This is a genomic window from Chitinophaga sp., assembly GCF_039596135.1.
In the GTDB taxonomy this organism is placed as follows: Bacteria; Bacteroidota; Bacteroidia; order Chitinophagales; family Chitinophagaceae; genus Chitinophaga.
This window is the reverse complement of record NZ_JBCNKH010000123.1, coordinates 1-10,994: the sequence shown is the minus strand read 5'-3', so window position 1 is coordinate 10,994 and position 10,994 is coordinate 1. Positions and strand designations below refer to the sequence as shown.

Below are 10,994 nucleotides of genomic sequence, written 5' to 3'. Positions count from 1 at the left end.
GTTTTTGGAGAGGGTGAAAGGGGTGAGTTTGAAGTGAGAATTGAGTGATTAAAATGATAGAGATATTCTTCAATTTTTAATTTTTTGGTTAAAAATTGAAGAATATCTTTTTTTATGGGAAAAAATTTGTTTTTGACGAAAGAATGGGCGTATATTTGTGTTAACAGAACCCGCCGCGCTTCTCGTAAGATCAGCGTACCAGAGGCGGGACATTTTTTTTATATGAATTCCATTGAAAGATCGTTCCCGTTATTACCTGACCAGATTAAAATCCTTCAACAGCGTGGTTTAATAATAAATGATAGTGATGAAGCTAATCATTATTTAACGCATGTGGGATATTATAGATTGGCAGATTATTGGCAATTTTTTCAGAAAGAGAGTATTCGTAGTGCATTCATTGTTGGCGCTACTTTCGATCAGGTTACTGAACTATATAACTTTGATCGTGAACTCCGGTTATTATTATTAGATGCTTTAGAGCGTATAGAAGTATCTTTCCGTGCTATCATGATTAACATGATGTGTCCTGTTTATGGCTCAAATTGGTTCACAGATAAGACAATTTTTTTTAATGAAGATAGATTAAATGGTGTAATCGAGACGATCAACCGTGAGCTTGATCGATCGGATGAGCAGTTTATAAAGCAACATGATAAAGCGAAAAGTGGATTTGAACATCCCCCTGCCTGGGAAACCTTGCCTATCCTTTCTTTTGGCACATTATCCAAAATATATAAAAATATCCGGAATGATATTAAGGAGAAAAGAATAATTGCCAGGGCTTATGGCCTTCCCAAGGAAATATGGTTACAATCATGGATGCAGGTGGTATCTATACTTCGAAATTATTGTGCGCATCATTCAATGATTTGTTACAGAATGTATCTGTCTCGCCCCAGGGAGATTCAACTTATAAAACGTCCATGGATAAAAAACATTCCTGATGGGAATAAAGTTGAAAGTAAGCAATTGTACTATCAATTATGTATTGTTAGGTATTTATTGCACACAGCAAGTCCGGGGAATGATTTTAGTTATAGGTTGATGGAATTGTTGGTGAGGTATCGGGGGATTGATTTGGAAAGAATGGGATTTTTAGAGAATTGGGATGAGGAGGATTTATGGCAATGAAGTGGTTTGTAATTGTTGATTGCAGAAGGTTTGTTGTATTTAATGTAGTGTAGAAATAAGAAGAAAAATAGCGATTGGATAATGCTGGAATCATTTATTGAAAATTGATTTTTTAGGTGGGCAAAAATTTGTTTTTGTCTGATTAGTAATAGTATATTTGTAATAACAGTACCCGCCGCGCTTCTCGTAAGATCAGCGTACCACAGGCGGGGCATTTTTTTTGTATTAACTCCATTGATGATTATTTCCGTTATTACTTCAGCAAATTAAAATTCTTCGATAGTTTGGTTTAATAATAAATGATTCGGATGAAATGAATTATTTGTTAGTTTGGTGTTGCTGGCGATATTGGAGCGGTTAATGAGAGTTGAGTTGTGTCGGATTGGGAAGAAGAATAGCAATTGAATAATGCTCAAATCAATTATTAAGAAATGCTTTTTTAGGTAGCAGAAAAATTGTTTTTATCGAATAAATGAAAGTATATTTGTGTTAACTGAACCCGCCACGCTTCCCGTAAGATCAGCGCACCCGAGGCGGGACTTTTTATTTAATTTATATGAATTCCATTGAAAGACCATTCCTGTTACTACCTGACCAGATAAAAATTCTTCAACAATGCGGTTTGATCATAAATAGTTCTGACGAGGCCAATTATTATTTAAACCATGTTGGGTTTTATAGATTATCAGGTTATTGGCAATATTTGCAGAAAAACCATACCAGCGAGGCTTTTATTACTGGTGCTACATTCGATCATGTTATCGAACTATACAATTTTGATCGCGAACTCAGGTTACTATTACTGGACGCTATTGAGCGTATAGAAGTTTCTTTTCGTGCCAACATGATTAACATGATGTGTCCCTCTTACGGCTCAAACTGGTTTGCAGATAGGGCTATATTCTTCAGCGAAGAAAGGCTGAATGATGCAATTGAAACAATCAACCGTGAGCTTGAGCGATCTGATGAAGAATTCATAAAAGAACATGATCGCACGAAAAGCGGATTTGAGCATCCTCCAGCCTGGAAAACATTGCACATACTTTCTTTTGGCACATTATCCAAAATCTATAGAAATATACGAAGTGATATTAAGGAGAAAAAAGTAATTGCGAATGTTTATGGTCTCTCTAAAGACAAATGGTTTCAATCATGGATTCAAGTTGTATCTATGATTAGAAATCATTGTGCCCATCACTCATTGATTTGTTACAGGATGTTTTTGTCCCGTCCAAGAGAGATTCAACACGCTAAACTGCCGTGGATAAAACACATTCCTGATGGAAGCAAATTAGAAAGTAAACGATTATATTATCAGTTATGTATCGTTCGTTATTTATTACACACAGCAAGTCCGGGAAATGATTTTAGTTATAAATTAATGGAGTTGCTGGTAAAATATAGACATATTGATCTGGAACGAATGGGATTTCAAGAAAATTGGTATGAAGAAGACTTATGGCAATAAAAATGTTTTTAATTGTTGATTGTAGAAGGTTTGATGTATTTAGTGTGTTATAGAAATAAGAAGAAAAATAACGATTGGATAATGTTGGAATCAATTATTGAAAATTGATTTTTTAGATGGGTGAAAATTTGTTTTTGTCTGATTAGTAATAGTATATTTGTAATAACAGTCCCCGCCGCGCTTCTCGTAAGATCAGCGTACCAGAGGCGGGGCATTTTTTTTATATGAAGATTGAATTCATGAATCTTGAATTAAATTAATGGCAATAAAAAAGGCTGTTCTCAGAACAGCCTTTTTCAATCATTTTTATTTCAACCCATCACATATCTTCTTCGCTATGGTCGGCCCCTCATAAATAAACCCTGTATACACCTGCACCAAACTCGCTCCCGCATCCAACTTCTCCTGCGCATCTGCAGCTGTAAAAATCCCACCAACCGCAATAATCGGAATACTACCTTTCGTCTTCTGAGAAATATACCGAATCACTGCCGTAGCCTTTTCCTTCACCGGCAACCCACTCAAACCACCGGCACCAATTGCCTCTACTTCAGATTGCGGAGTTGCTAAACCTTCTCTGCTGATAGTGGTATTAGTCGCTACCAGCCCTGCCAGTTTAGTCTCTGTTACAATTTCTATAATATCATCCAGCTGACTATCAGTCAGATCCGGTGCTATTTTTAATAATATAGGTTTTGGCTTCGCCTTCTGCTCATTCAGCATCTGCAAATGATGCAATAACTGTTTCAATGGTTCTTTCTCCTGCAAAGCGCGTAAGTTTGGCGTATTGGGAGAGCTTACATTGACTACAAAGTAGTCTACCACATCAAAAAGCGCCTGGAAGCATTTTTCATAGTCACTAATCGCCTCTTCATTTGGCGTAATCTTATTCTTTCCGATATTCCCTCCAATAATGATATCCGACCTCCGTTTTTGCAACCTTTTCGCCGCAGGCACAGCCCCACCATTATTGAACCCCATCCTGTTAATCAGCGCCTTATCGGTGGGCAAACGAAACAAACGAGGTTGGTCATTACCTGGCTGAGCTACCGGGGTCACGGTCCCAATCTCCACAAATCCAAATCCCAGACTAGCCAATTCATCTGTATACTTTGCATCCTTGTCGAACCCAGCTGCCAAACCAACGGGGTTTTTGAAGGTCAGCCCCCATAAAGTCCGTTCCAGCCCGGTCTTTTTAGGCATACAAAATGAATGGAGAATCTGCTTGCCCATTGGCAGGCCATGCAATATCTGCAGGCCTTTCATTACCTGATAGTGGATTTTTTCCGGCGGAAAACGGAAAAACACCTTTTTGATTAAATTATACATGCGGGAACAAAGATAATGTTAAACCAGAAAAGCAAAAGAGAGATCCTCGTCATTTCCATGTTATCACAATCAAACTTTTATTATCTATAATTGCGTTGATCTTCATTCCGGAATACTATTTTTGTAACCGATATCATGCTAGACCGCCATACATTCGAAGCCATTTTTAAGGAGTACCATGCGCAGTGCGTGGCTTTTGCCGTGCATTATACCGGGGACGTTCATGAAGGGGAAGAAGTGGTACAGCAGGTTTTTCTCAAGCTTTGGGAGAAACGGCAGCAGGTGGATATTACCGGAATGGTGAAATCTTATCTTTTTGCCGCTATCCGGAATACAGCGATTAGTAACTGGCGGAAAGTTACTGTCAGGTCTGAAAAAGAACAGGCTTCGGGGTATGAGTTAGCCCCATCTGTGACGGCTTCCCAGGCATGGGAGCTGGAAAGGATGTACCAGCAGGCGCTGGAGAAGTTGCCCGAACGCTGTCGGGAGGTGTTTGTGCTCAGCCGGCAGCAGCAGTTGAAATATGCGGAGATAGCGACCCTGATGAATATTTCGGTGAAGACTGTTGAGAATCAAATGGGGAAGGCGCTGAAGCATATGCATAAAGAATTGAGAGATTATTTAGGGATGTTCCTGTTTTTATAAAATTTTCCAGTTATATAGGGGGATGCTTTCTCCACACGCGTCTTTTATCATACCGGCATTGCTTATTTTTGCCCGGCAAATCTGTAAATCTACTAACTGTACATGACTATGCTTACACCAGATGAGGCATTATATGCACTCCTATGCAAGTATCTGCTGAAGGAAGCAGATAGTAATGAGCAGCGATGGGTGAATACCTGGTTGCAGGCGAATGCTGAGCACCCGGTATTGCTGGCTTCTCTGGATAAGTTGTTGCGTACGGTGCCGGGAGAGGTGGTAAAGGGAGGGATGGATACGGAGATGGCGTGGAAGGTGCTGAGTGAGCGGATGGAGTTGGGAGAGAGGAGTGGTGGAGAGGTGAGTAGAGATAGAGGAGAAGGGGATCCGAATGGAATGAGTGATATGGTAGATCGGGAAGGAGTGGGTACTGCAAAAACCCGCTCATGGTGGATGGCTGCCGCAGCTGCTGTTTTCCTGTTGATCAGCGTAGGGGGCTGGTATATCATTCATCAAAACGAACGGCAAATCAACTATGACGGCGCCCAGCTGGTGAAACTGGAGGATGGCACCAGCATCCAGCTGGATCCCGCCGCGCAATTACAGGTTCTACCTGGTTTTGGAAAAAAGGATCGTAAAGTTATTCTGAAAGGAAAAGCAACTTTTGATGTAACTACTGATGCTTCCCATCCGTTTATTATTGACCTGGGAAACCAGGTAATTACAGTTTTGGGAACCCGTTTTAGTGTGGATAACAGCAATCAGCTGCGTGTGTTCATTCATTCAGGAAAAATTAAAGTGACCCGTCGGCAGGATAGTGTAATTTTAACTGCTGGTATGTTGCTGGAAGAGGATACGAGCAAGCAACATTACCAGGTAGGTGCACATATTACTGATGCTGAGACTCGTGCGGTGGTGTTTAAAGATACTCCTTTAAGAGAGGTGTTGCAGACTATCAATGTATTGTATCATGTAAATGTAACTGCAGATGCTGCATTGCTGGAACTGCCGGTTTCCGGTACTTATACAGGAGAACCTGTGAAGAATGTGCTGGATGCGATTGCTTATGCGACGAATGCAAATGTAATTATAAATGGAGCTGATTTTGAGTTGAGGCCGCAGGATTAAATATTTCAGCAAAGACAGTGAGTTAGTACTACAACTGGGAAGATAAGATGTAATTGAACAAAGACAGTGAGTTAGTGCTACAACTGGGAAGATAAGATGTATTTGAACAAAGACAGTGAGTTAGTGCTACAACTGGGAAGATAAGATGTATTTGAACAAAGAAAATGAGTTAGTACTACAACTGAGAAGATAAGAAGTATCACAAAAAAAAAGTAAGCTAGCGCTTCAACTAAAAAAGACAGAAACTATTTCAATCAAGAAGGCAAAAAAGCCGATTTTTAAATCACACTATGTCATTGCTCGGAAGAATGCTGCTGGGAACACTACTCATTCCCCTGCAGGTGTTAGGCTGGGACTGGCATACCCGGATCACTGTCACTGTAAACAATCAGCCGCTCTCCGTTATCTGCGGACAACTGGAAACCCAATACGGTATCCATTTCTCCTATAGCAGGGAGATCGTAGACCTTTCCCGCCGGGTAACAGTCAATTTCCAAAACAAACCCCTGAAAAGAGCCCTTGAAGAACTCTTTTCTCCATTTGATATCCGCTTCGCCCGCATCGGCGAACAAATTGTTCTGACCGTAAAAAAATCTCCCAATATTACTATCAGTGGCTATGTTCAGGATATACGCAACGGCGAAAGACTCATTGGCGCCACTGTATATGCTCCCAGTCAGTATGCTGGCGCTACTACCAACCAGTTTGGGTTTTTCAGTCTGACCATTCCAAAAGATACCACCAGCCTGTGGGTAAGTTATATCGGTTATAAACCGGAAAGACTGCCTGTGCCTGGGAAGTCAATTGTCATTGTAGGATTAAAGCCATCCAATAGTCTGCGGGAATTCACTGTTTCTGATACCGCACAATCCCCAAGGCAGATGAGCGCGCTTCATGTATCACCGGCAGATGTGAAGGCAATGCCAAGGTTGCTGGGCGAGTCTGATGTGATGCGCGCGATTGCAACTTTACCGGGAGTATCTGGTGGCGTAGACGGCGGTACTGTAACCAGTGTAAGAGGTGGTGGTTTTGATCAGAACCTGATCCTGCTCGATGGCTCGCCGGTTTTTAATTCTTCGCACTTGTTTGGATTGTTCTCCGTGTTCAACCCGGATATTGTGAAGAGTGCGGACTTTTATAAAGGTGGTTTTCCTGCACGCTATGCCGGAAGACTTTCTTCTGTGATTGATATTTCTACGAAAGACGGCGATATGAAGAAATACCACGGCGAGGCTTCTGCGGGCGTCATTGCAGTAAGAGGCATGGTAGAAGGACCTATTAAGAAGGATAAGACTTCCTTCGTCGTATCTGCCCGCAGATCTATTTTAGAGCCTTTTCTGAATGTCATTAATGATGAAATTCAAGCGAGCAACGGCACGAAAGTGAACCTTGTTTTTCATGATGTAAATCTGAAGATTAATCATATTTTCTCTCCTACAGATCGTCTTTATTTTAGTAGTTATATTGGGAATGACAATATTGGGTTGACACTGCAAAATAATGCGGATAGTACCACTGCCGCGAATCCTTTTAAAGAGAGTACGTTTACAAGGTTGAGTTGGGGAAATCATACGAGTGCTTTAAGATGGAACCATGTTTTTAATCCGAAGCTGTTTGTGAATACCACGTTGAATTATTCACAGTATTATTTCAACATCGATTATAATTATTATTACGAGCCCTTGAAGAGTGGAGATTCCATTCATTTGTATGGAAAGTACTATTCAAAGGTGACGGATATTATGTTGCGAACGGATGTGGAGTTTATTCCTGATCCGAATCATATATTCAAGTTTGGTGCGGGTGGGGTTATTCACAAATTCAACCCGGGGGTATCGGCATTTGAGGATTATTCACAGTCGAAGACTTTGATGGATACGACCTATAACCAGGCGACCTCTACGGGCGGGGAAGTATTATTATATGCAGAGGATGACTGGACGATCAATGATGCATTGCGGGTGAATGTGGGGTTGCATGGTTCTGGCTTTTTGGTACCCGGGAAGTTCTTTTCTTCTCTGCAACCGAGGATACAGGCGAGGTATCAGTTGCCACAGCACTGGACGCTGATGTTGGCATATACACATATGAACCAGTACCTGCATGTATTGAGCGAGACGAATACAAGTCTGCCGATGGATTTGTGGGTTCCATCTACGAAGAAGGTAGGGCCGATGTTTTCCAGGCAATTTACATTAGGGGTAAATAAGTTATTGAAGGATCAGCGGTTTGCGCTCTCGCTGGAGGGATATTATAAGAGCATGAAGAATGTAATTGACTATAAGAATAATAGTAAGGTTTTCAACTCTGCGAGTAACGATTGGGATGATTATGTGGAGGTGGGTACGGGGACTAGTTATGGCGGAGAGGTAATGTTGGAGAAGCGGAAAGGGAAATTGAGAGGGTGGATAGGGTATACGTTGTCCTGGGCGTACAGGCGGTTTCCGAATGTGAATAACGGAGAGCCGTATCCTTATAACTATGACGGGAGGCATGATATTAAGGTGATGTTAATGCAGCAGGTGGGAAAGCGGTGGGAGTTGGCCGCGAACTGGCATTTTAATTCAGGGTTGCCGCTTACATTGCCGGTGGCGAGTTATGAAGGGGTGAATGATCCTTCGCCTTATGATGGGGGGAGTAGTTTGCCAGTGTTGGATCAGCTGAGTAATAGGAATCAGTATAGAACAAGTGTAATACATAGATTGGATCTGAGTGCAACGCATACGAAGGAGAAGCCGTGGGGGAGCAGAAGCTGGACGATTAGCCTGTTTAATGCGTATAATCATGCGAATCCGTTTATGTATTCGATAGTGACAGATAAGCAAAATCAGAAGCGGTACCTGCAGGAGATTAGTATTTTGCCGATTTTGCCGAGTGTGGCTTTTTCGATTAAGTTTTGATAATGTGGAAAAGATGCAGGTAGTTTCAATTTACCTGTAACCTTTCCGATTAAATTTTAATACATGCGGAGATTTTTAATTTTCCTTATTGTAGTAACAGCTGTCTCCTGTGTAAAGGAATCGAGAATTGATATTCCTTACGCCGGCAACAAGATCGTCGTAAATAGTTTGATTCAACCCGACAGCCTGATCTATATCCGTGTTACCAGTAGTAAACCAGTGACGGAGTATCAGTTTGAACCATTGGAATCTGCTACCGTCGTGCTGAAAGAAGACGGCATCACACTTCCTACCCCTATTTACAAATTGATAAACGGAGCAGGTTATTTTGTATCGCAAGCTGTAGCAAAGACAGGTAGTCAGTATTCCATTCATGTTGAAAATGATGGATTAACTGCTGTGAGTGCGGGAGATAGCACACCTATCCGGCCTAAAATCAGCGATGGGTATGCACAACGTACACTTCACCGTGTGCGCTTTACCATGCAGGAAGATGGCAGCACCAACAATTACTACCGGTTACGCATCTTCAATGCGGATTCGGTTGATGGCAAATGGGTGATTGACAAAAAGGATACCATTCACTTCAGACTAGACCCTGCATTGAATAATGATCTGCCCGATATCATCACCAATGAATATAATAGTGAGAGCATCATGACCGACGCAAATTTCAATGGCAAAACCATACAGTTTGTACTACAGACCGAGAAGGAAGTGAATAGTACGCACATGATCATAGAGGTAAGTGCGCTGAGTGCTGCAGCCTGGCAGTACTTGCGGTCCACATCAGACCAGAGATTGAGTGATTCTGATTCACAAAACTTTTCCCTCGATCCGGAAAATGCCTATTCCAATGTAGAAAACGGGTATGGTATTGTTGCTGGCGTTAATGCGGCAAGGTTGCTTTTTACAGTAGAATAACTCCTTATTTTTCGATCTGGTATTTCGAGACGATTTCATTTAATCGGCACGAGAGCTTTACGCATTCTGAAATGATGGTACTATCCAGTTCGGTGTACCCGGCAGATTCCAATTCATACAATTGAGGATAGAGTGATGCCATCAGGCGTTTAGCAGCAGCTATCAATCCATCCTGGAGATTGACGATTTGTGTTTGTTCGCGCATAGTATTTTGATAGTACGGCGATAATGGATTTAGCATTTCTTCCCAATCCATGGGCTTAAATTTTTCCGGTGACAGGTAATGATATTAAAACAATGGATTGGAGGGTTTGGTTTAACGTTTACGCAAATTGAGTAGTTGTTTTTTTTGAGTAAGATAATGACAAAAGCGAAACGCTTCTACTTTTGGTAGGAGCGTTTCGCTTTTGGGGGAGGGTCTGCGACCGTTCATCCTCATTTTTCTTTTTGCGTAAAGATTGTCATAAAATTTTCCCGATTCGATTAGTTCTTTACATTTCTATGACATAGCTTTGCGTTACTCAAATACTCCGCCGCACATCATCGACCTTTCTGGTATATCTCCGCATACCATTCAGGGTGGTTGATAATCAATATTTTTTGAATTGACTTACCGTCAGGGGATACTAATATTCCCCAGGGATTTTTTATGTCCTGACTGTAATAAACATACTAAAGAAACCTTGCCGGAGCATGGCGGAGTAAAGTGCTCCCGGTGAGCGATGGTTGGCCCGCAACCCCGGGTAGGGGTCAACCATTATTTTTTCTATCAACTTATTTTAAAGATTTTATGAACCGCTTGATCGTCCTGACCGCTACATTACTTGTGGCCATGAATACTTTTGCCCAGAAGAGAATTGTTTCCCTGAATGGGGCTGTTACCGAAATTGTTGTTGCATTGGGATTTGAAAAAAACATTGTAGGTGTGGATGTAACCAGTACTTATCCTGCCAGTATGCAGCAGGTGCCGAAAGTAGGTCATAACAGAAATATTTCTGCTGAACCTGTGCTGGCACTCAATCCTGATTTGATTTTGGGGACAGATAATTTTTTGCAGCCGGCTGTGATAGAGCAGTTTAAAACTGTGGGAGTGAAAACACAGATATTCAAACAGGAGTTTTCTATTGAGGGAACTAAGAAGCTGATCGCCGAAGTGGCTGCTGCGCTGCAGGTGCCGGCTAAAGGGACTGTTCTTATTAAACAGTTGGAGAAAGAACAGGCTGCACTGAAGATAAGACCAACGAATAAGAAAGTGTTGTTTATATATGCACGGGGTGCGGGTACTATGCTGGTAGCAGGGACGGGAACACCTGTGGAAAAAATGATTACGCTGGCAGGGGCACAGAATGCTGCGAATAGTTTTAATGATTTTAAACCGTTGACACCGGAAGCATTGGTGACGGCTAACCCGGATGTTATTCTCATGTTTGATGACGGGTTGAAAAGTATGGGCGGGATTGATGGGTTGT

At 41.7% G+C, this 10,994-nt stretch carries 9 protein-coding genes; 7 read left to right on the top strand and 2 right to left on the bottom strand.

Annotated features, from left to right (window positions below):
• Positions 1-114 precede the first annotated feature (114 nt).
• Positions 115-1,134, top strand: coding sequence for an Abi family protein (locus ABDW16_RS30855; RefSeq protein WP_343675287.1), 1,020 nt, complete (start codon positions 115-117; stop codon positions 1,132-1,134).
• A gap of 556 nt (positions 1,135-1,690) precedes the next feature.
• Complete coding sequence (locus ABDW16_RS30850; RefSeq protein ID WP_343675285.1) at positions 1,691-2,602, top strand: Abi family protein; 912 nt, start codon at positions 1,691-1,693, stop codon at positions 2,600-2,602.
• A 306-nt stretch (positions 2,603-2,908) separates the two neighbouring features.
• Here ABDW16_RS30850 and ABDW16_RS30845 read toward each other — a convergent pair whose 3' ends face one another.
• Positions 2,909-3,931: a quinone-dependent dihydroorotate dehydrogenase gene (locus ABDW16_RS30845; protein ID WP_343675283.1), complete on the bottom strand. Its 1,023-nt coding sequence runs from the start codon at positions 3,929-3,931 to the stop codon at positions 2,909-2,911.
• 135 nt (positions 3,932-4,066) lie between these two features.
• Between ABDW16_RS30845 and ABDW16_RS30840 the strand changes: the two genes are divergently transcribed.
• The 4 genes from ABDW16_RS30840 to ABDW16_RS30825 all read left to right on the top strand — a co-directional run bounded on the left by ABDW16_RS30840 (position 4,067) and on the right by ABDW16_RS30825 (position 9,525).
• Positions 4,067-4,576 carry an RNA polymerase sigma-70 factor gene (locus tag ABDW16_RS30840; protein ID WP_343675282.1) on the top strand — a complete coding sequence of 170 codons (510 nt, stop codon included), beginning with the start codon at positions 4,067-4,069 and terminating at the stop codon, positions 4,574-4,576.
• A 108-nt stretch (positions 4,577-4,684) separates the two neighbouring features.
• Entirely contained in the window at positions 4,685-5,701 is a 1,017-nt protein-coding gene (locus tag ABDW16_RS30835) for a FecR domain-containing protein (protein WP_343675280.1), read from the top strand.
• 290 nt (positions 5,702-5,991) lie between these two features.
• Complete coding sequence (locus tag ABDW16_RS30830) at positions 5,992-8,601, top strand: carboxypeptidase-like regulatory domain-containing protein (RefSeq protein ID WP_343675278.1); 2,610 nt, start codon at positions 5,992-5,994, stop codon at positions 8,599-8,601.
• 63 nt (positions 8,602-8,664) lie between these two features.
• A complete protein-coding gene (locus tag ABDW16_RS30825) occupies positions 8,665-9,525 on the top strand; it encodes a DUF4249 domain-containing protein (protein WP_343675277.1) in 861 nt (286 codons plus the stop codon).
• A gap of 4 nt (positions 9,526-9,529) precedes the next feature.
• On the opposite strand, the gene ABDW16_RS30820 is transcribed toward ABDW16_RS30825, so the two are convergent.
• Entirely contained in the window at positions 9,530-9,781 is a 252-nt protein-coding gene (locus ABDW16_RS30820) for a hypothetical protein (RefSeq protein ID WP_343675276.1), read from the bottom strand.
• A 534-nt stretch (positions 9,782-10,315) separates the two neighbouring features.
• Between ABDW16_RS30820 and ABDW16_RS30815 the strand changes: the two genes are divergently transcribed.
• A partial coding sequence (locus tag ABDW16_RS30815; RefSeq protein ID WP_343675275.1) for a helical backbone metal receptor occupies positions 10,316-10,994 on the top strand: 679 nt, incomplete at its 3' end.